The organism is Photorhabdus laumondii subsp. laumondii, assembly GCF_003343245.1.
Lineage (GTDB): Bacteria > Pseudomonadota > Gammaproteobacteria > Enterobacterales > Enterobacteriaceae > Photorhabdus > Photorhabdus laumondii.
On the sequence record NZ_CP024901.1, the window covers coordinates 4,164,995 to 4,191,088 of the forward strand.

The 26,094-nt window shown below is 43.1% G+C and carries 23 protein-coding genes and 1 tRNA gene; 5 read left to right on the plus strand and 19 right to left on the minus strand.

Annotated elements, in window-relative coordinates; translation table 11 throughout:
• Position 1 precedes the first annotated feature (1 nt).
• The 7 genes from PluTT01m_RS18195 to prpB form a co-directional block, all read right to left on the minus strand.
• The gene (locus PluTT01m_RS18195; protein ID WP_011147716.1) at positions 2 to 457 is read right to left on the minus strand and encodes a GNAT family N-acetyltransferase; all 456 of its coding nucleotides are present in this window, start codon (positions 455 to 457) and stop codon (positions 2 to 4) included.
• 18 nt (positions 458 to 475) lie between these two features.
• On the minus strand, positions 476 to 1,333 hold the full coding sequence (locus PluTT01m_RS18200; RefSeq protein WP_011147717.1) for a cupin-like domain-containing protein: 858 nt from the start codon (positions 1,331 to 1,333) through the stop codon (positions 476 to 478).
• 16 nt (positions 1,334 to 1,349) lie between these two features.
• A complete protein-coding gene (gene ectB, locus PluTT01m_RS18205; protein WP_011147718.1) occupies positions 1,350 to 2,660 on the minus strand; it encodes a diaminobutyrate--2-oxoglutarate transaminase in 1,311 nt (436 codons plus the stop codon).
• A gap of 1,152 nt (positions 2,661 to 3,812) precedes the next feature.
• Positions 3,813 to 5,699 carry a propionate--CoA ligase gene (locus tag PluTT01m_RS18210; RefSeq protein ID WP_011147719.1) on the minus strand — a complete coding sequence of 629 codons (1,887 nt, stop codon included), beginning with the start codon at positions 5,697 to 5,699 and terminating at the stop codon, positions 3,813 to 3,815.
• Positions 5,700 to 5,771: 72 nt separating this feature from the next.
• Complete coding sequence (locus tag PluTT01m_RS18215) at positions 5,772 to 7,223, minus strand: bifunctional 2-methylcitrate dehydratase/aconitate hydratase (protein WP_011147720.1); 1,452 nt, start codon at positions 7,221 to 7,223, stop codon at positions 5,772 to 5,774.
• Between the two features lie 54 nt (positions 7,224 to 7,277).
• Positions 7,278 to 8,444 (minus strand): bifunctional 2-methylcitrate synthase/citrate synthase, encoded by a 1,167-nt coding sequence (gene prpC / locus PluTT01m_RS18220; protein ID WP_011147721.1) that lies wholly within the window; start codon positions 8,442 to 8,444, stop codon positions 7,278 to 7,280.
• Between the two features lie 60 nt (positions 8,445 to 8,504).
• Positions 8,505 to 9,395, minus strand: a complete 891-nt coding sequence (prpB, locus tag PluTT01m_RS18225) for a methylisocitrate lyase (protein ID WP_011147722.1) — start codon at positions 9,393 to 9,395, stop codon at positions 8,505 to 8,507.
• 332 nt (positions 9,396 to 9,727) lie between these two features.
• Here prpB and prpR point away from each other — a divergent pair, with 332 nt between their 5' ends.
• Positions 9,728 to 11,395 carry a propionate catabolism operon regulatory protein PrpR gene (prpR, locus tag PluTT01m_RS18230; protein WP_011147723.1) on the plus strand — a complete coding sequence of 556 codons (1,668 nt, stop codon included), beginning with the start codon at positions 9,728 to 9,730 and terminating at the stop codon, positions 11,393 to 11,395.
• Positions 11,396 to 11,408: 13 nt separating this feature from the next.
• Here the strand turns inward: prpR and PluTT01m_RS18235 are convergent, their stop codons facing one another.
• Positions 11,409 to 12,380: a GlxA family transcriptional regulator gene (locus tag PluTT01m_RS18235; protein ID WP_011147724.1), complete on the minus strand. Its 972-nt coding sequence runs from the start codon at positions 12,378 to 12,380 to the stop codon at positions 11,409 to 11,411.
• 307 nt (positions 12,381 to 12,687) lie between these two features.
• Between PluTT01m_RS18235 and PluTT01m_RS18240 the strand changes: the two genes are divergently transcribed.
• On the plus strand, positions 12,688 to 13,455 hold the full coding sequence (locus tag PluTT01m_RS18240; RefSeq protein ID WP_011147725.1) for a DJ-1/PfpI family protein: 768 nt from the start codon (positions 12,688 to 12,690) through the stop codon (positions 13,453 to 13,455).
• A 400-nt stretch (positions 13,456 to 13,855) separates the two neighbouring features.
• Here the strand turns inward: PluTT01m_RS18240 and PluTT01m_RS18245 are convergent, their stop codons facing one another.
• The 9 genes from PluTT01m_RS18245 to xerD form a co-directional block, all read right to left on the minus strand.
• Complete coding sequence (locus tag PluTT01m_RS18245; RefSeq protein WP_041380271.1) at positions 13,856 to 14,101, minus strand: RpnC/YadD family protein; 246 nt, start codon at positions 14,099 to 14,101, stop codon at positions 13,856 to 13,858.
• Positions 14,102 to 14,203: 102 nt separating this feature from the next.
• Positions 14,204 to 15,211 carry an ISNCY-like element ISPlu15 family transposase gene (locus PluTT01m_RS18250; protein WP_011147726.1) on the minus strand — a complete coding sequence of 336 codons (1,008 nt, stop codon included), beginning with the start codon at positions 15,209 to 15,211 and terminating at the stop codon, positions 14,204 to 14,206.
• Positions 15,212 to 15,414: 203 nt separating this feature from the next.
• Positions 15,415 to 16,038, minus strand: a complete 624-nt coding sequence (locus PluTT01m_RS18255; RefSeq protein ID WP_011147727.1) for a CatB-related O-acetyltransferase — start codon at positions 16,036 to 16,038, stop codon at positions 15,415 to 15,417.
• Positions 16,039 to 16,289: 251 nt separating this feature from the next.
• Positions 16,290 to 16,363, minus strand: a tRNA-Gly gene (locus PluTT01m_RS18260).
• 150 nt (positions 16,364 to 16,513) lie between these two features.
• Positions 16,514 to 18,028, minus strand: a complete 1,515-nt coding sequence (gene lysS / locus PluTT01m_RS18265) for a lysine--tRNA ligase (protein ID WP_011147728.1) — start codon at positions 18,026 to 18,028, stop codon at positions 16,514 to 16,516.
• Between the two features lie 9 nt (positions 18,029 to 18,037).
• A protein-coding gene (gene prfB / locus PluTT01m_RS18270; protein ID WP_109791750.1) for a peptide chain release factor 2 occupies positions 18,038 to 19,136 on the minus strand; the annotation gives its coding sequence in 2 pieces (ribosomal slippage) (positions 18,038 to 19,060 and positions 19,062 to 19,136; 1,098 coding nt in all).
• A gap of 157 nt (positions 19,137 to 19,293) precedes the next feature.
• Complete coding sequence (gene recJ, locus PluTT01m_RS18275) at positions 19,294 to 21,027, minus strand: single-stranded-DNA-specific exonuclease RecJ (RefSeq protein ID WP_011147730.1); 1,734 nt, start codon at positions 21,025 to 21,027, stop codon at positions 19,294 to 19,296.
• On the minus strand, positions 21,027 to 21,734 hold the full coding sequence (gene dsbC / locus PluTT01m_RS18280) for a bifunctional protein-disulfide isomerase/oxidoreductase DsbC (RefSeq protein ID WP_011147731.1): 708 nt from the start codon (positions 21,732 to 21,734) through the stop codon (positions 21,027 to 21,029). The genes recJ and dsbC overlap by 1 nt, the downstream gene beginning before the upstream one ends.
• A 23-nt stretch (positions 21,735 to 21,757) precedes the next feature.
• Positions 21,758 to 22,669: a site-specific tyrosine recombinase XerD gene (gene xerD, locus PluTT01m_RS18285; protein ID WP_011147732.1), complete on the minus strand. Its 912-nt coding sequence runs from the start codon at positions 22,667 to 22,669 to the stop codon at positions 21,758 to 21,760.
• Between the two features lie 107 nt (positions 22,670 to 22,776).
• Here xerD and fldB point away from each other — a divergent pair, with 107 nt between their 5' ends.
• Positions 22,777 to 23,295 (plus strand): flavodoxin FldB, encoded by a 519-nt coding sequence (gene fldB / locus PluTT01m_RS18290; RefSeq protein WP_041380273.1) that lies wholly within the window; start codon positions 22,777 to 22,779, stop codon positions 23,293 to 23,295.
• A 21-nt stretch (positions 23,296 to 23,316) separates the two neighbouring features.
• Here fldB and PluTT01m_RS18295 read toward each other — a convergent pair whose 3' ends face one another.
• Together PluTT01m_RS18295 and sdhE are read right to left on the minus strand one after the other, a co-directional pair.
• The gene (locus PluTT01m_RS18295) at positions 23,317 to 23,733 is read right to left on the minus strand and encodes a protein YgfX (RefSeq protein ID WP_011147734.1); all 417 of its coding nucleotides are present in this window, start codon (positions 23,731 to 23,733) and stop codon (positions 23,317 to 23,319) included.
• On the minus strand, positions 23,714 to 23,980 hold the full coding sequence (sdhE, locus tag PluTT01m_RS18300; RefSeq protein ID WP_011147735.1) for an FAD assembly factor SdhE: 267 nt from the start codon (positions 23,978 to 23,980) through the stop codon (positions 23,714 to 23,716). Before sdhE ends, PluTT01m_RS18295 begins: the two co-directional genes overlap by 20 nt.
• Before the next feature lie 177 nt (positions 23,981 to 24,157).
• Here sdhE and ygfZ point away from each other — a divergent pair, with 177 nt between their 5' ends.
• Positions 24,158 to 25,147: a tRNA-modifying protein YgfZ gene (gene ygfZ / locus PluTT01m_RS18305; RefSeq protein ID WP_011147736.1), complete on the plus strand. Its 990-nt coding sequence runs from the start codon at positions 24,158 to 24,160 to the stop codon at positions 25,145 to 25,147.
• 11 nt (positions 25,148 to 25,158) lie between these two features.
• Positions 25,159 to 25,764, plus strand: a complete 606-nt coding sequence (locus tag PluTT01m_RS18310) for an HD domain-containing protein (protein ID WP_011147737.1) — start codon at positions 25,159 to 25,161, stop codon at positions 25,762 to 25,764.
• Positions 25,765 to 26,094 lie beyond the last annotated feature (330 nt).

A 26,094-nucleotide genomic window follows, 5' to 3' on the forward strand; every position in this document is an offset into this window, starting at 1 on the left:
ATCATCCCCTGACAATAATTTCAGCCAGCATTTCCTCATACTCTTCATAATAACCGACTTCTACAAAACCAAAACGTTGATAAAATGATTTATGGCGTTCACTAGTTTCGTCATAACAGACAGTAATCCTGTAACAATCAGGCTGCTGTTTCATTTCATCCAGTAATAACTGCATCGCCGAACTTCCAATACCTCTGTTTTGGTAAGATTTATCAATCATCATTCGATACAGATTATATTCGTTGGGTTTTCCTTCATTAACGCAACGCTCATACATTGCAAAACCAACTATTTCCTCGCCAAAACAGATCACTCTTGGCCTACAATATTCATTAAAATGTGATTCGACAATTGACTCTGAATTTGGCGCGACGAAACCTTCTTGTCCAGGTTCGACTTCAAGAGACATCACATCCTCATAGTTGTCTTTATCGACATCAATCAACGATACTTTCATAATTAACCTACTTACTTTTTAAGAAATATAATTAAGATACGGGCGGTACTTCTCGAAAAAACTTTCGCGCTTCATTAATCCCAAAAGCCCACATAAACTTAGCCAATTGTAATACAAATTTTCACGCGGCATTTTTTCTTTAATGCTCTTAAAACTTACAAGGGCTGAAGATCGAGTATGAAAATCGATATTAAAAGAAATGCTATCAGTCAACGTTCTTACATGATGAAGCATACCCGCCGGCATGATTAATATATCGCCTTGATGCACCTCAATCGTGGATTTGTTTATGTTAGCTATCTCACCAACATCCTGAATCTCTGGATTATACTCAAACCAGCGCCACCCTCGACGAGAACAGGCCGCTCTTTCTTCCCAAGGAATAAAAGAGAATCTTTTACTTCCTTTTATCTGAAAAAATAGATTGTTTGTTCTTAAAGTATCAAAATGCAGTGGCGTTATAGCGCCGGCTGGAGACATAAAAAATTGAACAAATTTCCACCATTCATTTCGATAAAGCTTTGGCAAAATAGTTAGCGGAAAATCACTAACGTCATTAAGTAACTGCTGAGCTTGTAAAAAGATAGGGATGTCATGACAATAGGGAATATTATTACCCATCTCTCCTTTTTTATATGCATGCAGAATTTCTAAATAACGATACATCTTGGCTTGCTCAAAACGCACACCATTTGCATCAAAAAATTTGATCACAACATCAATTTGAGGAAACTTATCTTGAAAGTATTCAGAATTCCATTGCCTTATCGCTGGCCAGTCTTGCAATAAACCTCGGTAAACAATTGCGTATCCCCGAGCAAGTGTGTGATGAAATTCAAGCTGATTAAACTTAGTAAGTTCTACTACACGGCTCATAATTCTACACTCCTAGCTAATAATTGCTGCTAGCCGATACCCTTTGAAATTCACTTTCGCAGTTATTACTATTTCTCGATTTTAAACTGGCGAGAGCCTGTTCTATAATCCTCAATCCTTTTACAAGTGTGTCTTCATCAATAGTCAAGGCAGGCATCAATTTCAACACTTCATCATTGGGGCCACACAACTCCACAATCAAACCATTTTCAAAGCAATGCTTCACCAAATATTGTGTTAATGAGGAATCAACCATTTCTATACCTTGCATGAATCCAATCCCCTTAACTCGCAGTACAAATTCATGGTACTCTTTAGCCAAAGAGTCCAAGTACGCTCGAATTAATTCAGCCTTATGCTCAATTATCTTCTGAAAAGAGCTATCGCCCCAATATTCATTTAACATCGCTTTTGAAGCAACAAATGCTAAGTTATTACCTCGAAATGTGCCGTTGTCTTCCGCCGGTTTCCACACATCGATATCGGGAGAAATAAGCAATAAAGACATAGGTAGCCCAATACCGCCAATAGATTTAGAAAGACAAACTAAGTCAGGTTTAATACTTGCACGCTCAAAACTAAAGAATGTCCCGGTACGACCACAGCCAGATTGAATATCATCAACGATTAATAGAATGTTGAATTCTTGGGTAAGTTTTCTCAACGCTCTCAACCATTCAACAGAAGCAACATTTAATCCGCCTTCTCCTTGTACAGTCTCAAGAATTACCGCAGCGGGAAGATCAACCCCTGAACTGGAATCAGTAAGTAGCTTTCTAAAATACCCTATATAATCAAATTCTCCGTCGATATAGCCATCAAATGGTAAGCGCGTAATTTGAGAATATAACCCAGGTTGGCGGTGATGTTGACTACCGGTTAAACTCAGCGACACTCCGGTCATACCGTGAAAGGCGTTGGTAAAACAAACAATATTTTCTCTTTTTGTATACTTTCTTGCTAATTTTACCGCAGATTCAATGACACTCGTGCCCGTAGGACTGGTAAATTGTAAACGATATTCAAGCTGTCTCGGTTTCAAAATCTTATCAACAAATGTCGATATAAACTCCATCTTTGCTTCCGAGTACAAATCAAGCCCCATAATAATACCATCATCTTGAATATACTTGAAAATCTGTTGTTTTATGATTGTATTATTATGTCCATAGTTCAACGCACCAGCGCCACATAAAAAATCAATGTAACTTTTACCATCTATATCGATTAAGGTAGAACCTATACCATTTCTAAATATTACGGGAAATCTACGGCAATATGAGCGAGCTTTAGACTCATAATTATTAAATATTTCATCTATTTCCATAATAACTCCACAGTAATCCAGATAAAAGCCAGATTGATTTATACCCGTCATCTTTCAAGTTGCTTCTTTGTTGGCTGCACTCGCTCACCCCGGTCACATAGTTATCTATGCTCCCGGGGATTCTCTCCCTTGCCGCCGCGATGCATCTTGAAATCCATAGGGTATATACCATACAACCCTAAAGCCTCTCCCGATACATACAGGTTTGAAGCACACTTCATCACATCACTATTTTATTCACTCATCTATTTTTCTAAAAAAATCTATTTCCACTACCTATAATTGTTATCCGTAATAATTACCTACAATTGTTACTAGTAATTATTACCTATAATTCGAAATTGTTACCGGTATTTTTTATTTCATAACAGGTCGCAAAGATTTGCATTAATATATATCCGTCATCTTTCAAGTTGCCTCTTTGTTGGCTGCACTCCCTCACCCCAGTCACATAGTTACCTATGCTCCCGGGGATTCGCTCCCTTGCCGTCGCGATGCATCTTGAAATCTATTGGGTATAATGTTTTTCTAATCACAGAGTTCTGTATATTCCTAATATCTATTTTTTTCAATAGTAATATAGCTAAATCTACTACAGTTATACACTTGATTAAATTACAGGCAATTAACGTCGTAATATTTAATTCTCTGCTTCAATATACTGCTGAAAAATAATAACTAGCCAACCCATGTGAAAGCAAAACATAGCTTATAACAATTTTTTATGTTTAGATAATAAAATGAACGTTAACATAAACTGAACATTAACACAGATAAAAGTCAAACACCAATCAAATAAATAGAAAAATTTAATATATTATAAAGAAACCTTACCTGCTTTCGATCTCAGGAACCTCTAAACAACAATCGCTTTTACCTGTCAACATCAATTGATAAAACTATTTCTGCTGGTACAGAACTTAAACCATATATAGAACAAGTTGGCTACCGTTATTTGCCCTCCAGAAATAAACAGCGAACTCATACAAGCATTGCTCTTATTTATCCTTGGGAGTTAATTAGCAGACGTTATATACCCTATGGGACGGGTATATACACGCCAACCACAACAGAGTCTATTATGCATTTAGCGACAGTAAGAGTTCGGATTTTCTTATCACCCCCTCATTAAACATAATAAATATTAATCAGTTAGCAAAAAACAGCTTCTCGAATGACGTCTAATGAGGCAGGATTTTCAATCAAGGAAAGATCGCCAGGTTCACGCCCTTCACATATTGCCTGCATGGTTCGACGTAGCATTTTTCCTGAACGCGTCTTGGGAAGCTGAGAGACAAAATAAATCCGTGCCGGGCGGCCCACACTACCAATCTGTTTATTGACCAACCCCATCAAAACCTTTTCCAAAGCAGCAAAATGCTCGGCATTCTGGATCTCCTTCCCATCCTTGAGGACAGCAAAAGCAACCGCGACTTGCCCCTTGATGGCATCCTTAATACCAATCACAGCCACTTCGGCAACATCTTCATGGCTGGCAATACACTCTTCTATCTCCCGCGTTCCCAGACGATGCCCGGCCACATTAATCACATCATCCGAACGCCCCAAAATAAAATAATAGCCGTCACTATCACGGATACCCCAATCGAATGTGGAATAAACAGCATGCTCAAAGTGTCGCCAATAGGTATTGATAAAACGGGTATCATCACCATAGATAGTTTGAATACAACCCGGTGGCAAAGGTCCTTCAATCACGAGCATACCTTTTTCGTTATCACCACACGCCTCTCCAGTCAGTTCATTGATGAGCTTGACATGAAAGCCATACATCGGGAAGCCGGTACTGCCAAATCGACTCGGCCGGTCATCCAGCGTACGGGCGATAGCCATAATTGGCCAACCGGTCTCAGTCTGCCAATAATTATCAATGACAGGGACGTTGATAGCCTCAGCAATCCAGCGGGCGGTATGTTCATCAAGCGGTTCTCCCGCCAAATACAATGTCTTAAGTGATGAAATATCGTATTTACCAATACATTCAATTGGATATTTTTTCAGTACACGAATAGCTGTAGGCGCTGAAAACATCCGCGTTACTTGATATTTCTCCACTATTTTCCACCAAATACCCGCATCTGGCCGTATCGGTAGCCCCTCATACATAATCGTCGCCATTCCTGCAATTAAAGGAGCATAGGCAATATAAGAATGCCCGACGATCCAGCCAATATCTGAGGTGCTAAAAAATACCTCACCCGCTTTACCACCAAAAATGATATCCATAGATGTTGCCAATGCGACAGCATAACCGCCAACATCACGCTGCACGCCCTTTGGCGTGCCCGTCGTACCGGAAGTATAGAGCACACAGGAGGTTTCATTTGATTCAAGCCAGGTTACGGGAATGTCAGCATCAAAGTACTTCTGCCGCAATGTCGCGAAATCGATATCTCTCCCCGGTACCCAAACCATTTCTGCCAATCCACGATTAACCATCAATACATGGCGGGGTTTGTGGTTCGCCAGTTCGATGGCTTCATCTAACAATGGCTTGTAAGGAATAATTTTTCCACCACGCGCTCCCCCATCAGCAGATACCACCAACACCGGTTCAGCATTATCCAACCGTGTGGCAAGGCTCTGAGAAGCAAAACCACCAAAGACAACAGAGTGAACGGCACCAATACGGGCACAAGCGAGCAAAACAAACAATGCTTCGGCAATCATCGGCATATAAACCAAAACTCTGTCGCCTTTTTTAACGCCCAGAGAGAGCATCATGGCAGCCGCTCGATTCACTTCCTGATGTAATTCTTTGAAAGTAAATACTTTCTCACTATTGGTTTCTGTTGAGATAGTGATGAGCGCCTTAGCATCAGGCTGGCTTTCCAGCCAGCGATCCAACGCGTTGTAGCATAGGTTGGTTTTTCCCCCGCAAAACCAACGAGCAAAAGGAGGATTGCTATAATCCAGCACTTGCTCAAAAGGATGTTGCCAGAAAATACGTTGCGCCTGCTCAGCCCAGAAAGCGTTGGGATCATCAATGGACTGCTGATAAAAAGCGTTGAATGACATAATCTCTCCTATGTTCTGCCGTAGATGATAGAGCGGCACTTTGGGAGAGCAGCCGCCGATAATATTGGAAATTCAGATAACGTATAAGTCGAGGTATTCGTTTACCGGCATGCTTTCTAACAACGAGCAGTCAAGGGAAACAGACAGGATTCTCCTCTGTTGCGTTTCAGGGAACTGACGTGCCAGGTTGGTTCTAAATTTTTTCAGCAATAATGGAATGCCTTCCTTACGGCGACGAGCATGGCCGATGGGGAATTCAACTTTGACTTCATCGAGCTGGCTGCCATCTGTAAACGTAACAGTTAATGCGTTAGCAATAGAACGTTTTTCCGGATCGTGATAATCACGGGTAAAATCCAGATCTTCAATACATACTATCTTTTCCCGCAGTGCATCAATGCGAGGATCTGCCGCAACGCTATCTTCATAATCCGCCGCAGTAAGACGACCAAAGATTAAAGGAATCGCCACCATGTACTGAATACAGTGGTCTCGGTCCGCAGGATTATTTAACGGGCTTTGTTTATCGATAATCCGTATACAAGCTTCATGGGTACGAATAGTGATTTTTGTAATGTCATTGATAGTCTTACCGGCGTCTTTCAATTGTTGATGCAGACTGATCGCCGCTTCCACCGCAGTTTGCGCATGAAATTCTGCCGGGAAAGCGATCTTGAACAGCACGTTTTCCATCACATAAGCGCCATAGGCACGCTGGAATTTAAAAGGCTGACCATTGAACAGGACATCATAGAATCCCCACGTTTTTGCAGTTAATACCGAGGGATATCCCATTTCACCCTTTTGCGCCATCAAAGCCAAGCGAACCGCGCGGGATGTTGCATCACCGGCAGCCCAAGATTTACGTGAGCCAGTATTGGGAGCATGACGGTAAGTTCGCAATGATTGACCATCAACCCAAGCTAGCGATACCGCGCTCAAGATCTCTTCCCGATTCAATCCCAACATTTCAGCAACAACAGCGGTCGAAGCCACTTTTACCAGCACGACATGATCTAAACCGACTTTATTGAATGCATTCTCCAGTGCAAGACATCCCTGAATTTCATGCGCTTTAACCATCCCCGTCAAAACATCTTTGATCGTAAGCGGCTTTTTCCCACCAGCAACGGCATTTCTTGATAGCCAGTCAGCCACTGCTAAGATGCCACCGAGGTTATCGGATGGATGCCCCCATTCAGCGGCAAGCCATGTGTCATTAAAATCTAGCCAGCGGATCATCGTACCAATGTTAAATGCCGCCTGTACCGGATCGAGTTGAAACTGGGTTCCCGGCACCCGCACGCCATTAGGGACCACTGTCCCCGGCACAATCGGCCCTAGTAATTTCTTGCAGGCCGGGTATTCCAGTGCCTCTAACCCACAACCCAACGTATCCAGAAAACAGTAATAAGCCGTTTCATAGGCGACGGATGATGTGATGGCGTATTCCATAACATAATCCACAATATCCGCAATAACCTGATCATATTCAGGATGATTGCTTGCAACAGAGGTAGACATAATAATTCCTTGTTAAAAAACACTCATGCAGGAATCTCTGCATCAAAAATAGCGTTACCCACGTTTACCTATTGGCGTAAATACTCGATTTTCTGGCCCGGTATAGTCGGCTGAAGGGCGAATAATTTTGTTATCAATACGCTGTTCAATGATGTGAGCAGCCCACCCCGCTGTGCGGGCAATCACAAACAACGGTGTAAACATCGCCGTTGGCACGCCCATCATGTGATAGGAAACCGCTGAGAACCAATCAAGATTCGGGAACATTTTTTTGTTGGCCCACATCACCGCTTCTAGTCGATCCGCAATATTAAACATTTTGGTGGTTCCTGCCTCTTTAGAAAGTTGCAGGGCCACATCTTTAATCACTTTGTGACGGGGATCAGAAATAGTGTAAACCGGATGACCAAAGCCAATAATGACCTCTTTTCTCGCCAAACGCGCCAGAATATCACGCTCTGCTTCATCAGGATTTTCATAGCGCTGTTGAATTTCAAAAGAGACTTCGTTTGCTCCACCGTGTTTTGGCCCTCTCAGTGCACCAATCGCCCCGATGATGGCGGAGTAGATATCCGTACCCGTTCCTGCAATAACCCGACTGGTAAATGTCGAGGCATTAAATTCGTGTTCCGCATAAAGGATTAGGGAGGTATGCATGGCCTTTTCCCACGATTCACAGGTTTTTTTACCATGCAGGAGGTGCAGAAAATGCCCGCCTATCGACACATCATCAGTTTCCACCTCAATGCGCCGCCCATTGTGGCTATAGTGATACCAATAGAGCAATATGGAGCTGAGAGAGGCTAGTAATCTGTCAGCAATATCACGCGCTCCCGCGAGGTTGTGATCGTCTTTCTCAGGCAATGTACAACCCAGAACGGAGACTCCAGTACGCATAACATCCATAGGATGGGCGGCGGCGGGTAATGTTTCCAGTGCTGCCTTTACGCTACCCGGCAGACCTCGCAGTGCGGTTAATTTCGCTTTATAGGCAGCCAATTCAGCACGAGAAGGCAATTTTTCGTGGACCAATAGGTATGCAACTTCTTCGAATTCACACTGGGTTGCAAGATCAAGAATATCGTAACCACGGTAGTGGAGATCATTACCGGTTTTTCCAACGGTACAAAGTGCCGTGTTACCCGCACTGACGCCAGAAAGGGCTACAGATTTTTTAGGCTTGAAAGTGGTTAACTCAGTCATCGTGTTCTGTTCGCTCATGGGTATCACCTCTACGGTTTTTATGCCATATAAAACGACGAAATTAGGTGGGGATGTCCGTCATTGAGATTTTTTCTGGGAGAAAAGCAGATCCAGTTTTTGTTCAAAATCGTAGTAGTTGATGCTTTCGTATAACTCGTTGCGAGTCTGCATCATGCTGATCACACTCTTCTGTGTCCCTTCGCGGCGAAGTGTGATGTAAACCTGCTCGGCGGCCTTATTCATCGCACGGAAAGCAGAAAGTGGGTAAAGCGCAATAGAGACATCCGCACTTTTCAACTCTTCAGTTGTGAAAAGTGGAGTCGCCCCAAATTCAGTTATATTGGCTAATACAGGAACCCCGGTTGTTGACGCAAATGCTTTATACATATGTAATTCGGTGATCGCCTCAGGAAACAGCATGTCTGCCCCAGCTTCGATATAGGCTTTTGCCCGATCAAGGGCCGCTGCAAATCCTTCAACAGCCAAAGCATCAGTACGAGCCATAATGATAAAATGCTTATCAGTACGGGCATCGACAGCGGCCTTGATGCGATCAACCATTTCCTCTTTGGATACAATCTCTTTATTCGGACGATGACCGCAGCGCTTCGCACCAACCTGATCTTCAATATGCAGCCCCGCCGCTCCCGCTTTAATCATGGAACGCACAGTGCGAGCCACATTAAAGGCAGAAGAACCAAAACCGATATCCGCATCCACCAACAATGGCAAATCGCATACGTCCGTAATACGATGAATATCTGTTAACACATCATCCAGCGTTGAAATTCCCAGATCAGGCATACCCAATGAACCCGCCGATACACCGCCACCAGAAAGATAGATAGCTTTATAGCCCGCCCGTTTTGCCAGCAACGCATGATTCGCATTAATGGTACCGACAACCTGTAACGGGGACTCAGCGTCTATAGCCCGACGAAATGCCAAACCGGCAGAGGAAAGAGTCATATAAGACCTCATTGTTATTATAATGAAACACATTTGTTACCTAGCAACATACGTACCAATAAAGTAAAAAATAGCTAATGACTTTAAAAAACAAACACCATAAAAATATATATGATTGTTTTTAAATTAAAAAATAGCACTAAAAATATTTATTAGCTTGTAGGAAAGTACCATTGATAGAAAAACTCATCTGTTCCATAATGAATCAATTACGTTTCATGAAACATGAATGAAACAATTGCGAAACATTGAATTATTGTGGTGGGAAAAGCGAATAAAGTTCAGCTAAGAAAAACGAAAACAGCGTACAAAGCGTACAGATAGGGAATAGCATGGCAGAAACACCATCAGCAGAACGTGATAACCGTGATAAACCGGTCATTTGGACAGTCTCTGTTTCCCGTCTTTTTGATCTCTTCCGTGATATCACACCAGAGTTCGATCATCAGGCCAATATCACACCTATCCAACTTGGGTTTGAAAATGCGGTTCAGCATATTCGTCAACGGTTAACAACTGAATGTTGTGATGCCGTGCTCTGTGCCGGTTCCAACGGAGCTTATCTTAAAAGTCGTTTGTCAGTGCCCGTTATTATTGCCAAAGCCAGTGGATTTGATTTTATGCAAGCATTGGCCCGTGCACGACAAATCAGCTCCCGTATTGGTGTTATCACCTATCAAAATACATTACCTGCGCTAGAAGAATTTCAACAACGGTTCAACCTGCGTATTGAACAACGCAGTTACGTAACGGAAGAAGATGCACGGGCCCAAGTCAATGCACTAAAAGCCATTGGCATTAAAGTGATTGTCGGTGCCGGGTTAATTACCGACCTCGCCTATGAGGCTGAATTGGTAGGTGTTTTTGTCTACTCTGCTGATTCTATTCGCCAGGCATTCCATGATGCACTGGATATCGCCAGAATGACCACGCTCAGCCAAGCTTCAATTTCTGCCTATCCAACCGAGAACAATTTACGTACCCGCCATACTCTCAATGATATCCGGGGAGATTCAGCAGTGATGGAACATGTGCGCAACACTATTATGCTATATGCCCGTTCGCCTGCCACAGTGCTGATACAGGGGGAAAGTGGCACAGGGAAGGAGCTAGTAGCACAAGCCATTCACCATGAATATGCCCTGCGGTATGGTCAGGTTGCGGGTAAACATCAACGTCCGTTTGTCGCCGTTAACTGCGGTGCCATTGCTGAATCCCTATTGGAAGCTGAATTGTTTGGTTATGAGGAAGGGGCTTTCACCGGTTCACGACGTGGAGGGCGTGCGGGTCTTTTTGAAGTTGCACATCGAGGCACGCTATTTTTGGATGAAATTGGTGAGATGCCACTGCCCCTTCAAACACGGCTATTGCGGGTATTGGAAGAAAAATCCGTTGTCAGAGTAGGAGGACACCGCCCCATTGCTGTTGATGTTCGGATAATTTGCGCCACACATTGCGATTTGGATACCTGGGTTCAAGACGGGCGTTTTCGAACAGACTTGTTCTATCGTCTGAGTGTATTGCGGATCAACATTCCAGCCCTCAGAGAAAGAGGTCACGATATTGGTATATTAGCGCTGGAATATCTGCGACGAGCATTTGCTGCATTAAATTTGCCGGTATCACAATCAAGAGTGCAAGAGCTTGCTACCTGTCAGGAGGCATTGCAAGCCTATCATTGGCCCGGCAATGTCCGGGAACTACGTAATCTTATGGAACGGCTCACGTTATACCTCAGTGCTCATCCAGAGCATATCTTAACACCAGAATTGATATTGGCGCTTTCACCGGAACGCCAATCTATACTCAAGCAGGCGGAACAAAGTATGAAGTCTTCCCCTTCTTCAATTCAACAATCTTCACTTGTTGTACCACTTTCAGTTCATGAAACCTTGAAACGGTTTTCTGGCAATCACCATGCAACCGCGGAATATCTGGGGATTAGCCGTACTACGTTATGGCGACGATTGAAGAAGGAGATAGCAAGAGAAAGAGAATAAAGAGAATAAATAGCTAAAATGTCGTCTTGAAGTGCTTACGGTAGTCCTGTGGAGTGCTACTGAACGCCCGGAAGAAACTACGGCGTAAAGTATCTTCACAGCCGAAACCGCAACGGGAGGCTATGCACTTGAGCGACAGAGTAGATTCAACCAAAAGATGACGCGCCGCTTCTAAGCGGAATCGCTCCACCGCTTTGGCTGGCGTAATCCCTGCATGTTGGCTGTAGTGACGTACAAAGCTACGCTCACTCATATTGGCACGAGTGGCCAAAGTTGCCACTGAAAGATCTCCCGCCAAATTGTTAGTCATCCAAGCGTGCAGATCTGCAAATTTACTCGTACTGCTTTGCAATGCCAGTGGAGCACTAAACTGTTCCTGTCCACCGGGACGTTTGAGAAACATAACGAGATCCCGCGCAACATCCAGCGCCAGTTTATGACCGAAATCTTCCTCCAGCAATGCTAGAGCCAAGTCGATTCCGGCGGTGACACCAGCAGAAGTCCACACCGGACCATCCTGAATAAAGATAGGATCACATTCTACCCGCAATTTACTGTAACGCCGGGCCAGTTCGGCACAGCTACTCCAGTGTGTAACGACTCTACGGCCATCAAGCAACCCGCAAGCAGCCAGAATGAATGCCCCACTGCATACAGACACAATACGCCTAGCCAGCGACGCATGTCCCTTTAACCAATTACGCAATGGCGGATGGTTCGCCGCTGACTCAACGCCAATGCCCCCTGCAACAATCAGAGTATCGGCGGGAGAATCCAACTTAGGTAGAGGTTCTGCCTGCACAGTTATTCCAGCCTGCGTCATTACCTGTCCGGGATCACAAGCCACAACTTTTATAGCGTAGGGCCGTCTGTGACCAAACTTCTCTGCTAGCTCATTAGCTGTGGTAAAGACCTGCAATGGCCCTGAAAGGTCCAGCAAATTGACATTGGGGAAGATCAGAAAATAGAGAGTTTTAATGTTCATAAGGCAATTATGGCACTTGGCGTAAATCGTCGCAATATTGGCATATACGCCAATTAGTTAACGGTTACAGTTATTCCATACCCTATGGATTTCAAGATGCATCGCGACGGCAAAGGAGTGAATCCCCGGGAGCATAGCAAACTATGTGATCGGGGTGAGCGAGTGCAGCCAACAAAGAGGCAACTTGAAAGATGACGGGTATATCAATTTACTACCGGGAATACAGATGTTCAGCGATCGCTAAAAATAGCAGCATATGAATTTCAGTTCACTTCTCAATCTCAATCTCAATAAGGAAAACTTCTCCATGAAAAACACATCTAAGGAACATCCTGCGGCATTATCTTCGTTAATAAATGCATCATCTGGAGAAAAACCCACTCTCGCTTTTGTCATTTTCCCAGGCATGACACCACTTGATATGATTGGTCCCGCGACAGTTCTTGGAGTGGGAGGATGGTTAAATATTGAATATGTCTGGCGCGATTTACTTCCGGTGCGTACTGAGCTGGCACATATATCATTTTCACCGAGCACTACATTTGAGCAATTAAATAAAGTGGATATTTTGTGTGTTCCCGGTACAGGAAATCCTTATGCTTTGCTTGCCGAATTAGACATGCTTGATTGGATACATAAAGTGGGAAGTAAAGCATCTTGGGTCACCAGCGTGTGTACAGGATCTATCCTGTTAGGGGCCGCAGGCTTGCTAAAAGGGTATCAAGCGGCGACTCATTGGTCGATGATAGACGATCTCAACAAATTCGATGCAATACCGGTTAATAAAAGAGTCGTTATCGATAGAAACCGGGTCACAGGAGGTGGAGTCACCGCAGGTATTGATTTCGGTTTAACATTGCTTGCTGAAATCAAAGGTGAAGAATATGCCCAAGCAGTCCAACTAGCGATGCAATATAGCCCAGAACCCCCGTTCAATAGCGGCATGCCAGAATTCGCCGACAAAGAAATAACTCATGCCACTCTTCAAGCTATATTTTCCAATGTGGAAAAACAGACGCCTGATTACAAAGAAATCTTAATTAAAAGCGCCAAAAGAATATCAGATATCTACTGAATCTATTTTCGTATGATGGCTTAATTAATCTGTTTTAGCTTTGCCAACAACTTAAACAGATTTATTTCAGCGATCGATCGTTTACCAATAACGGCAATACTTTCTGTTCCAAGAACGACTAATTCATAGGTGCATAAATCCAGATTTGTTTTTTTAGATTAAACGGTATAGGCAACCAATCCGGTTGCCGCTTCCAAGAGAAAATTTATCGGATTACGATGTTTCGAATATTCTATTTGAGGAATATTCTTTAATTATTCAAATACTATTTCAATTAAAAAGCTTAATACCCGACAGAAAAAGTATGATTTCAAACTTATCCAAATAATATACCGCTTCTATGTAAAGTTTTGCCCACTTATTTACACGAATTTTCATGCCAATAAAGTGTCAGCATAAGTTAATCGGCTATTTGTTCAATCTTATTCCGGCTCATCACAATGATTTTAATTATCGTTTCATGGTCTATACCATTGTCTATCATTGCATACACGATTTTCACAAGCGCCAGTTTTCTACCTATCTGTAATCCTTTTCTGTATCCTTCTCGATATGCTTCTCGATATGCTTTTCGGCATGCTTTTCGGCATGCTTCTTGATATCCTTCTTGGAACGCTTTCTGCTCCAGTTTTTGCGCTATTGTCACCAATTACCTCCTCATATTTCTAGGGGGCGGTCCCGTTACTCGCTGGACAAGCCCCTCTTCTAACACGAATCTTTAAATACCGATTACGGCTCTCAGCACGAATCAGTGATGTATTTGTTCAAGTTCGTTCTGGCTCAACCCTGTACTTTTCATTATCGTTTCACGATCGATACCATTATCCATCAATGCACGCGCGATTTTCAGACTCGCCCGTTTTTCACCTTTCTCTTCACCTTTCTTTTCACCTTTCTTTTCACCTTTTTTTTCACCTTTCTGTAATCCTTCTTGAAGCCCTTCTTCGCGTGCGTCTTGACATTTTTGAAGCCCTTCCTTAAGCCCTTCTTGATGTCCTTTATGTTGCAACTTCTGCGCTATTGTCATCAGTACCTCCTCATACTTCGGGAACTGTTCTGCCAGTTGCCGGATAAAACCTTCTGGATCGGCGGTATCTCCCACCAGTAATATGTAGTTTAGCATGCTTTTTAGCAGCTCATATGTATAATAATCATACGCAAACAACATGGTCAGCTCTTGCTGTAACTCCGCCATATCACGTTGCCGGATATGTTTTTGTACTATTTCCAGTAGTGCAACTCGTTTGTGCGTCAGGATTTCATCATCCGGGATTACCGTCACATCTACCAACGGAAACGCGCTGGAATAGATCTCTTCTGCCAGAGCCGAAGCATCGAAGCAATCGAACCAGTTGGTACTCCACGGATATGGCCGTATTTTTCCGTGATAAAACAACACTGGAATGACCAGCGGCAATTTTTTATGTCCCTGCTCCAAATGCCATTGCATGGCTGAAATACTGTAACGCATCAGCCGGAATGCCATCATCTTATCCGGGGAACTCTGATGTTCAATCACACAATACACATAACTCTCACCCTGCGTAGTTTTTAGTGAATACAAGATGTCGGAATAATGTACCCGCAGATTGTCCTCAATAAATGACCCCGATTCCAGTCGCAGTGTATCAAGATCACAAACTGCCCGTAATGTGGCAGGTAAGTGTATCTCTAGAAAATCCCTGGCAGTATCAATATGACTTAAAAACTTTTTAAAAATAGCATCATGTGGCGTCGGTGTATTTTTTCTTTTCATAAGAGGATAGTAGCATATTTTCTTTTATATTGAAGGAATATTAAATAAATACCGTTTGCGGCTTGAATGCCGAAACGGTATTTAAGCTAACAATTAATGAACTTCGGTTAAATAATTCAGCAATAGAACATTTTTAAAAAATACACTTAATTAATCGAATCAAGCCTAATTAATTATTTTACGGAATTAATTAACTGTTTCTCTTAATATGATCTTACAGCAGATTTTAATGCCCTAATATCCGAAGCACAGAGATAGGGTTTTAAAGCATTAAATTTCTCTTCTGACCAATCATATATTTTTAACGCAAGTAGCTCATTGATAATGTGCGGCGCAAAGCGATATTTAACTAATTTAGCAGGCGTTCCAGCAACAATACTATATGGCTCAACATCTTTAGTGACAACGCTATTAGCAGCAACGATAGCGCCTTCACCAATAGTAACGCCAGGCATAATCATTGAACGCATGCCAAGCCATACGCCATCATGAATATGCGTGTCACCTTTGCCTACGTATGCCTCTTCGATGTATTCCATGAATGGATATAAACAGAACCAATCCGCTCTGTGCGTATTATTTCCACCCATAAGAATGATAGTTTCAGCACCTATGCAAACATAATCGCCAATATACAATTTATCAATTGGCCACTTAGACTCCCATTGAAGACTGATTTTATCACCGTATAAATAGCGAACGACAGATTCTTCAAAACCGCCACTCCAGCAATCGCTATAATAGCTATGGGTTCCTTTGATGACAATACTCTGATTAGTTACAGCTTCATGTAGGAATTGAATTTTTGACCAATGTTTTTCTTTCATGGTAAATAGTCTGTCTCTATTAATTATTCATTTACCATAGAATGCTTTCTATGGTGATGTATCCGCATTCAAAAATACATCACGCCTAGCTGATTCGGGGTTGATTTAATAACGGGATTCTTTTCATATTAGACAATGAGTTAGTTATTAATTTATATCGATTATTATACGTAAATTCTTTTGATTTAATTTACATCATATCAAAAGGTATATTTTCAATGCGACAGCATTTTCTAGAAAGAATACAAAACTGGAGCGAGCGAAGGGAATCGAACCCTCGTATAGAGCTTGGGAAGCTCTCGTTCTGCCATTGAACTACGCTCGCTTAAGGATAACATAAATTATTATAGCGACTTCGTTAGCATCAGCAAGCCATTATCTGCTTAAGTTGTCTATATTTCAGGCAGTTGAAAATAAAAACTCCCCTGACAGCTATGCTATAGAGGAGTTTGAATTTGAAATTTAATTCAAACGGTTATTTCTGCGGGCGCATTGCCGGGAACAGAATAACATCACGGATGGTATGGCTATCTGTCAACAACATTATCATACGGTCAATACCAATGCCCAAACCGGCGGTTGGCGGCATACCGTGTTCCAAAGCCGTTACATAATCTTCATCGTAGAACATGGCTTCGTCATCACCTTCGTCTTTCTGACGAACCTGCTCAGCAAAACGTTCCGCCTGATCTTCGGCATCATTCAATTCCGAGAAGCCATTACCAATCTCACGTCCACCAATAAAGAATTCAAAACGGTCAGTGATAAACGGATTTGCATCATTACGACGCGCTAGCGGAGAAACTTCTGCCGGATATTCAGTGATAAATGTCGGTTGAATCAGGTGGCTTTCCGCCGTTTCTTCAAAAATTTCACACTGAACACGACCAAGGCCCCAACCTTTTTCCACTTCAATACCAAGAGATTCAGCGATAGCCACCACCTTATCCATATCATCCAAATCAGCTATGTTGGTTTCAGGACGATATTTGCAAATGGCCTCTTTCATGGTCATTTGGGCAAATGGTTTACCGAAATCGAATTCCTGCTCACCATATTTAACCAGAGTATTCCCCAAAATATTCTGCGTCAGTGTACGGAATAGCTCTTCTATCAGGACAATCAGATCTTTGTAATCCGCATAGGCCATGTAGAGTTCCATCATGGTGAACTCAGGGTTATGGCGCGGAGATACGCCTTCGTTACGGAAGTTGCGGTTAATTTCAAAGACACGTTCAAAACCACCAACAACCAGACGTTTCAGGTAAAGTTCCGGCGCAATACGCAGATACATATCAATATCCAGCGCATTATGGTGAGTAATAAATGGACGAGCCGCCGCACCACCAGGGATTACCTGCATCATGGGTGTTTCCACTTCCATAAAGCCTTTACTGACCATAAAGCTACGCAGGGCCAATAAGACTTGAGAGCGAATTTGGAAAGTTTTGCGCGATTCTTCGTTGGCGATCAGATCCAGATAACGCTGGCGATAGCGAGTTTCCTGATCAGCCAAGCCGTGGAATTTATCCGGCAATGGACGCAGCGCTTTTGTCAGCAGGCGCAGTTCAGTACAGTGAATGGAAAGTTCACCGGTTTTGGTTTTAAACAGTTTGCCACGAGCCCCCAGAATGTCTCCCAGATCCCATTTTTTAAACTGTTCGTTATAAATACCTTCCGGCAGATCGTCACGGGCAACATATAACTGAATACGACCGCCCATATCCTGTAGCGTTACGAAAGAAGCCTTACCCATAATGCGACGCGTCATCATACGACCGCCAACCGTCACGTCAATATTCAGTGCTTCCAGCTCTTCCTGAGTTTTGTCGTCGTATTTCGCGTGCAAATCTTCTGAAATATTTTCACGACGGAAATCATTCGGGAATGCAATTCCATTCTCCCGTAAAGCGGCAAGTTTTTCGCGGCGAGTTTGCAGCTCATTATTTAAATCGGGGGCCTGTTCCGCACCCTGTTGTTGTTGTGACATTTTAGTTCCTCATAAGCCAGCTTTCAGGCTTGCTTCAATGAATTTATCGAGATCACCATCCAGCACCGATTGTGTATTGCGAGTTTCAACGCCGGTGCGCAAGTCTTTGATGCGTGAGTCATCCAGAACATAAGAGCGAATTTGACTACCCCAACCAATATCGGATTTATTCTCTTCCATTTCCTGTTTATTGGCGTTCTTTTTCTGCATTTCCAGTTCATACAGCTTCGCTTTTAGCTGTTTCATCGCCTGGTCTTTGTTTTTATGCTGAGAACGATCATTCTGACACTGAGTCACAATGTTGGTTGGAATATGGGTAATACGCACCGCAGATTCTGTTTTGTTAACGTGCTGACCACCCGCACCAGACGCGCGATAAACATCAATACGTAAGTCTGCCGGATTAATTTCAATATCAATATCATCATCCACTTCGGGATAGATGAAAGCAGAACTGAATGAAGTATGGCGACGACCACCAGAATCAAATGGGCTTTTACGTACCAAGCGGTGAACACCGGTTTCAGTACGCAACCAACCATAAGCATAATCGCCCATGATCTTAATGGTCGCTGATTTCAAGCCAGCAACTTCACCATCTGATTCTTCAATGATTTCCGTTTTAAAGCCTTTGGATTCAGCCCAACGCAGATACATACGCATCAGCATACTTGCCCAATCTTGAGCCTCGGTGCCACCAGAGCCTGCCTGCAAATCAAGATAACAGTCAGCACTGTCGTACTCACCAGAAAACATACGGCGAAATTCTAACTGACCCAATTTTTCTTCAAGCTGCTCCAGCTCTACCACAGCTTCATTAAAAGTCTCTTCATCGTCAGCTTCTACTGCCAGTTCCAGTAAACCTTGTACATCTTCCAGTCCCTGCTCAAGCTGATCAATTGTTTCGACAATCTCTTCTAATGAGGAGCGTTCTTTACCCAAAGCCTGTGCCCGCTCCGGTTCATTCCAAACATCAGGCTGTTCTAATTCAGCATTAACTTCTTCTAAGCGCTCTTTTTTGACATCGTAGTCAAAGATACCCCCTCAGAACCGTTGTCCGCTCAGACAGGTCCTGAATGTGGTTTTTTACCGGATTAATTTCAAACATATTTTCGTGTCTTACGTTATGTAGTCGTAGATAAATGGATAATTTTCGAACCGCGTATTGTAACGGATTCGGCACAGGGTTTATAGCACTTCAACAGATTTGTCACGTATTCATACGAGAGTACGTGACAATGACTGACTACCTGCCGATCAAACGGTTAATAGGGCCAGAGATGTTGGATCAAAAGCTGTACATTACGGTTGCCACGAAATTCATTAACATCCAGTTTATAGGCAAGTTCTACTTCGCGGACACTGTTATCGGGCCAGCGGGTAGGATCGATATTGAACGCAATACCATCCAGCATCGGCCCACCGTTTAATGGCTCTACTATCACTTTTAAATGGCGCTCTCCAACAATGCGCTGTTGCAGTAGTTTGAATTTACCGTCAAAAATTGGTTCCGGGAATGCCTGACCCCAAGGACCGCCATCACGCAACATTTCTGCAATGTCCAATGACAGTTCATTAATTGCTAATTCACCATCACTCCAGATAACACCTTCAAGTTGCGAAATATCTAACCAATCCGCCATTAGCGTAGAAAAGTGATACTGAAATTGTTCGAATTTATCCTGTTCAAGTGACAAACCGGCCGCCATTGCATGACCACCAAATTTAAGTATCAAACCCGGATGCAAAGTATCAAGCCGCTCAAGCGCATCCCGCATATGCAATCCCTGCACTGAACGACCAGAACCTTTCAAAATACCGTCACCGGCCGGTGCAAATGCGATAACAGGCCGATGAAAACGCTCTTTAATCCGGGAAGCCAAAATTCCGACTACCCCTTGATGCCATTCTGGATGATAGAGCGCTAGCCCATAAGGCAGTTCAGTGCTGGTACGTTCAAGTTTGTCACAGATTTGCAGTGCTTCCTGCTGCATTCCCTGCTCTATTTCACGCCGAGTCTGGTTAAGACTGTCCAATTCACAAGCTATCTGACGCGCCTTTGCTATGTCGTCAGTGAGCAATAACGTGACGCCAATGGACATATCATCAAGGCGACCAGCGGCATTCAGTCTTGGTCCCAGAAAAAACCCCAAATCGCTGGCTGTCAGCTTATAAGCATCACGGCTGGAAACTTCCAATAATGCACGTATCCCCGCACAACAGCGTCCTGCACGAATTCGGTTCAAGCCCTGATAAACCAGAATCCGGTTATTGGTATCTAAAGGTACAACATCGGCAACAGTTCCTAACGCAACCAAATCCAACATTTCGGCCAGATTCGGCAGCGCTATTCCTTGCTTTTCAAACCATTGATCTTTTCTCAGTGCCGCCCTTAAGGCAGACATCAGATAAAATGTGACACCCACCCCGGCCAATGATTTCGACGGGAACGAACAATCGGCAAGATTAGGATTAATAATGGCATCAGCCGCCGGCAAAACGTCACCCGGCAAGTGATGATCCGTGACAATCACTTTCATACGGTGCTGATGGGCAGCCGCAACCCCTTCATGGGAAGAGATACCATTATCCACGGTAATAATCAGGTCAGCGCCTTTTTTAACGACCTCTTCTACCACCTGTGAGCTTAAACCATAACCATTGTCAAAACGATTTGGTACCAGATAATCCAGATGGCGATATCCCATCGAGCGTAATGATCGGATCGCCAATGCCGTGCTGGTGGCCCCATCAGCATCAAAATCACCGACAATAACGATACGCCAGTGTTCATGAAGTGCAGTCAACAAGAGTGCCACCGCCTGTTCCACACCACTTAGATGCTGATAATTCAATAATCCTTGAACACCACGCTCCAATTCATTAGCTTGCTGGATACCACGAATGGCATATAAGCGACGCAGTAGTGGATGAATCTGTTGTGGAAGGTGACTGTCATTCACCGCCAAGCGGCGGCGAAGTTGTGTTTCAATATTCACTAAACTGATTTACCACGTTGCGCCAGTGCCGCTGCCAAAGCCTCTGGTGGCATATATCCACCTAACAGGCTGCCATCCTTAAGGACAATTGCCGGCGTTCCCTGCACACCAAACTGGAGACCTAATTTGTACTGGTTAGCAATATCCACCTTACAGCTCTTAATTGGCGAAACATCTTCATTTTTAAACGCAGCATCTAATGATTTCTGCGGTGTTGCACTACACCAGATAGATTGCATATCTTTAGCAGATTGGTGCTGCATACCCTGACGAGGGAATGCCAAATAGCGCACAGTAATACCCAGTTTATTGTACTCTTTCATGTTTTCATGCAATTTATGGCAGTAACCACAGGTAATATCCGTGAAAACGGTAACGACATGCTTCTCTTCTGGCGCCTTGTAGATGATCATTTGATCTCTCATTGCTTCCAGCTTTTTCATCAATAATTGATTACTGACATTCACAGGAGCGCTACCACTAACATCATAAATTGGCCCTTGTAATAAATATTTCCCGTCATCAGATAGATAAATGATACCTTGCTCAGTCACTACCGTATTTAAACCAACGATAGGTGATGGCTGGATGCTTTCTGCTTTTATCCCTAGTTTTTGCATTATTCTATGGACAGCACCATCATCAGCAAGCGCATTTCCACTAAACCAGGCCAGCAAAAGAGGGAAACATAACACGCTTTTTTTCATTTTCAGTTCCTTTAAATCCGTGCTCACCCTCGCGGATGATGTTGTTGATGTAGCAATTTGAGCCGTTCTGTTGCTACATGAGTATATATTTGTGTTGTAGATAGATCACTATGCCCCAATAACATCTGCACAACTCGCAAATCAGCGCCATGATTTAGCAAATGCGTGGCAAATGCATGACGTAAAACATGAGGAGATAACCGTCCAGTATCGATTCCAGCCAACAGCGCATAATGTTTAATACGATACCAAAATGTCTGTCGGGTCATTTGTCGCCCTCGGTTGCTAGGAAAAAGGACATCCAACGTTGCACCATTTAACAGCCCAACTCTCCCATATTCCAGATAATTCTCTAGCCAATAAATTGCTTCTTCCCCTAAAGGCACTAGCCGTTCTTTATTCCCTTTACCAATCACTCTCACCACGCCTTGACGCAAACTGACATCGGAAAGTGTCAATCCCACTAACTCAGATACCCGCAAACCACAGGCATAAAGCACTTCAAGCATGGCTTTATCCCTTAATTCCACTGGCTGATCTGTACAGGGCGCATTGAGTAGATCTTCTACCTGCTTTTCACTTAAATCTTTGGGCAATCGCTTTGGTAATTTCGGTGCAGACAAAAGTGCTGTCGGATCATCTTCCCGCATTTTTTCCCGATAAAAATAGAGAAACAATTGGCGCATGGCACTGAGTAAACGCGCCGAACTACTGGCTTTATATCCTCCATCCACGCGTTCTGCCAGAAAAGAGTGCAAATCTATCGTCTGGACAGATAATAAATTATGACCATGATGTATCAACCAGTTATCCAATGCCTGCAAATCCAACCGATAAGAAGCAAGCGTATTTTCCGCAAGATCATGTTCTAACCAGATAGCATCAAGAAATTGTTCTATCAGTGGATTAGTCAACTGAGTTGGTTGTTTTGACATGAATTACTTTCCTTAAATCTGTACATCTCTGCCGGCTATTATGCCTGAAAAAGCAATTATTCTGTTACAATGCCAATCCAGATATTCAAAAACCATAATGATTAATGATGAAGATTGGTCTTTTTTACGGCTCAAGCACCTGCTACACCGAGATGGTAGCAGAGAAAATCCGCGATATCCTTGGCGAAGATTTAATTGATCTTCACAATATCAAAGAGACAGCACCTAAATTAATGGAAACGTATTCTGTCCTGATTCTCGGCATCCCAACATGGGATTTTGGCGAATTGCAGGAAGATTGGCTGGTTATTTGGGATCAAATCCCTTCCCTCAATTTACAAGGGAAAATTGTCGCCATGTATGGTATGGGGGATCAAATTGATTACAGCGATTGGTTCCTCGACGCTCTCGGTATGCTATATCACCATTTACGCCCTTCAGGCGTGCATTTTATTGGCTTCTGGCCAACTGAAAGCTATGAGTTTACCAGCCCGAAACCATTAACGGATAATGGCTCACAATTTGTCGGGCTGGCTTTAGATGACGTAAACCAGTATGAACAAACTGATGATCGTTTATCGCAATGGTGTATGCAAATCCTGCAAGAAATGGAGCCTCTACTTTAACTCAGGAAAATTCCAGCTCAATCAGATATCAGGATATTGCAACAACAGTTGATTAATATTCCTCCATTCATCCTGTGGCATACCATCGGATGCGACCCATAAACGGATTTTTTTCTGGTTATAAAAAGATTGAGCCGTAATTAATACGCCATAACGACACAACCACGGCCGCCGGATAATTTGCCACTCATGCTTCTTCCATTGCAACTTATTATCACTGAGAAGAACTAAAAGCCCTTGAGATTTACGGATATTTTTCTGGCTACGCCCCCAACTGGCAATAATCAACAGTACCAAAGGAAGCCAGAAAATCCAGAAAATAGCGTCATCCGCAGGCCACGGAGCAAATAGTACGATAAGCGCTATTGCACCATGAACACAGGTAGAAATTAGCTGGGTATGCCAAGATACCCTGAGATCACACTTCCACAGGACCACGATCTTTATTTCTATTCTGAATAAGTTTAATCATGCGAAATAACTCTTCATCTTCTGGACGCCCATGATTCATTAGCCAGTTGAATAGATCAGGATCAGCACATGCAAGTAAGCGAATAAAAAGTCGTTTATCATCATCACTGAGTGAGTCATATTCATACTTAAAAAACGGCATAATTGAAATATCCAGCTCACGCATTCCACGCCGACATGCCCAATGAATACGCGCTTTATTATCAATATCCATGTTCAAAAAATCCCCTTTTTAATTCTCATTGTTAGTTTTAACGCTATTAGCCATTTAAGTCGCCCGGCAAACTCATGCATCATGCCAGCTAATAGCAATAATAACTACTTGCATTGTGCTTCAGCTCTTTTACCATTATGCATCATTGGCTCAAATATCTGACTGGCAGGATGTGTCATGGCTTATAAAACTCCGTTCTCTTCACAATTTCCATTGTCTTCATCGACCCTTCCCCTGACATTAATATCACTAGATGACTGGGGCCTGGTAACCGCAACTGGACCGGATACAGAAAAATATCTACAAGGTCAGGTTACAGCAGATATTTCCGCACTTGCAACGAATCAGCATGTGCTTAGTGCGCATTGTGACGCAAAAGGCAAAATGTGGAGTAATCTGCGCCTCTTCCATCGTGGTGAAAGCTTTGCTTATATTGAACGTCGCAGTGTGCTGGAAAATCAGCTTACAGAATTAAAAAAATATGCCGTATTCTCCAAAATTGCTCTTGCTCAGGATGAGAACGCGCTACTGCTCGGTGTTGCAGGTAAAAACTGCCGGCAAGCATTAAGCAGCTTCTTCCCAACCTTGCCGGATGCGGATAACGCTGTCGTTGCACATGAAGCCACCACACTACTCCATTTTTCCTTGCCGTCTGAACGTTTCCTTCTGGTAACAAACACCGCAACCGCTGAACAGTTAACAGAAAAACTTCAAGCTCAGCTTAATAACAGTGAACAGTGGTTAGCTCTGGATATTGAAGCTGGCTTCCCAATCATTGATGCCGCAAATAGTACACAATTTATTCCCCAAGCAACTAACCTTCAGGCATTGGCGGGAGGGGTATGCTTTAAAAAAGGGTGTTATACCGGTCAGGAAATGGTAGCCCGTGCTAAATACCGCGGAGCAAATAAACGTGGCATGTACTGGCTGGCTGGCAGTGCCTCTAAAATTCCGATGGCCGGAGATGATTTAGAATGGCAATTAGGAGATAAGTGGCGGAGAACGGGTACCGTTTTGGCTGCCGTTAAGTTGAATAATGATAATGTCTGGATACAAGTCGTCATGAATAATGATATGGAAAGTCATAGTGTATTCCGCGTCCGTGACGATGAAGGGCATTCCCTCACTATTCAGCCTCTGCCTTATTCTCTCAACGAAGAAAAATAGATGAGGTTTGTATGTCGTTAGCAGTATCTGTCGTTGATTTTGGCCCCTTTACCAATATCGTCGGTTTTTTAATGGAGTTGGATAAGTTAAAGAAAGTTCAGCGGCGAATTAAGTTACTGGATAACCATCGTCAGGAAAATTCAGCCGAACATAGCTGGCATTTAGCTATCGCCGCAATGAGTTTTGCGCCATATGCACAAGAAGTAGATATCCAACGAGTTATCCAGATGGCATTAATTCACGATATCGTAGAAATTGATGCTGGTGATGTGATGGTTTACGATTTGACGGCTCGTGAAGCTATTCATGAACAAGAAGTTAAAGCCGCCAACCGTCTTTTTGGTTTACTCCCCGAACCACAGAAAAATCATTTTATGTCACTTTGGCAAGAGTATGAAGCAGGAGAAAGCCAAGACGCCCGTTTCGCCATTACACTGGATAGACTAATGCCGATTCTGATGAATCTGCATAATAAAGGACAGAGTTGGGTAGAAAATAATATTCGTTTTGAGCAGGTGATTAACCGCAATAAATTTATTGCCAATACCTATCCTGAATTGTGGCAATATCTGCTGCCACAATTGGAAACTGCACAGAAGAAAGGTTGGCTGAAATAATTTTTCTCGAAAATTTTACACTACAAATTCAGTGCACACATTAACCCTATGGTGCACTGAATTAACGACAGAACGACAGTCGTTTTGATGAAAAACCTTAGATTTCACCCCGATAATCTCACTATTCTTAATCTACTCGTTTCCAAATAGTTTGTGTTTAGGAAATGGAAATAGACTTTCTTTAATCACACTCTTGCAATTCGCCGTTAACATCTATCTGCCCTACATTTCCTGTTCGCTCTCCAGGGTTTCCTATCCCTCCATCTATACCCGTCATTTCTCATTTTTTCCATTAATTATGGAAAATATTTCTGTGATACGTCACTACCT

Coding starts and splice junctions, on each gene's coding strand:
- PluTT01m_RS18195 (WP_011147716.1), bottom strand. CDS start 457: ATGAAAGTATCGTTGATTGATGTCGATAAAGACAACTATGAGGATGTG.
- PluTT01m_RS18200 (WP_011147717.1), bottom strand. CDS start 1,333: ATGAGCCGTGTAGTAGAACTTACTAAGTTTAATCAGCTTGAATTTCAT.
- ectB (WP_011147718.1), bottom strand. CDS start 2,660: ATGGAAATAGATGAAATATTTAATAATTATGAGTCTAAAGCTCGCTCA.
- PluTT01m_RS18210 (WP_011147719.1), bottom strand. CDS start 5,699: ATGTCATTCAACGCTTTTTATCAGCAGTCCATTGATGATCCCAACGCT.
- PluTT01m_RS18215 (WP_011147720.1), bottom strand. CDS start 7,223: ATGTCTACCTCTGTTGCAAGCAATCATCCTGAATATGATCAGGTTATT.
- prpC (WP_011147721.1), bottom strand. CDS start 8,444: ATGAGCGAACAGAACACGATGACTGAGTTAACCACTTTCAAGCCTAAA.
- prpB (WP_011147722.1), bottom strand. CDS start 9,395: ATGACTCTTTCCTCTGCCGGTTTGGCATTTCGTCGGGCTATAGACGCT.
- prpR (WP_011147723.1), top strand. CDS start 9,728: ATGGCAGAAACACCATCAGCAGAACGTGATAACCGTGATAAACCGGTC.
- PluTT01m_RS18235 (WP_011147724.1), bottom strand. CDS start 12,380: ATGAACATTAAAACTCTCTATTTTCTGATCTTCCCCAATGTCAATTTG.
- PluTT01m_RS18240 (WP_011147725.1), top strand. CDS start 12,688: ATGAAAAACACATCTAAGGAACATCCTGCGGCATTATCTTCGTTAATA.
- PluTT01m_RS18250 (WP_011147726.1), bottom strand. CDS start 15,211: ATGAAAAGAAAAAATACACCGACGCCACATGATGCTATTTTTAAAAAG.
- PluTT01m_RS18255 (WP_011147727.1), bottom strand. CDS start 16,038: ATGAAAGAAAAACATTGGTCAAAAATTCAATTCCTACATGAAGCTGTA.
- lysS (WP_011147728.1), bottom strand. CDS start 18,028: ATGTCACAACAACAACAGGGTGCGGAACAGGCCCCCGATTTAAATAAT.
- dsbC (WP_011147731.1), bottom strand. CDS start 21,734: ATGAAAAAAAGCGTGTTATGTTTCCCTCTTTTGCTGGCCTGGTTTAGT.
- xerD (WP_011147732.1), bottom strand. CDS start 22,669: ATGTCAAAACAACCAACTCAGTTGACTAATCCACTGATAGAACAATTT.
- fldB (WP_041380273.1), top strand. CDS start 22,777: ATGAAGATTGGTCTTTTTTACGGCTCAAGCACCTGCTACACCGAGATG.
- sdhE (WP_011147735.1), bottom strand. CDS start 23,980: ATGGATATTGATAATAAAGCGCGTATTCATTGGGCATGTCGGCGTGGA.
- ygfZ (WP_011147736.1), top strand. CDS start 24,158: ATGGCTTATAAAACTCCGTTCTCTTCACAATTTCCATTGTCTTCATCG.
- PluTT01m_RS18310 (WP_011147737.1), top strand. CDS start 25,159: ATGTCGTTAGCAGTATCTGTCGTTGATTTTGGCCCCTTTACCAATATC.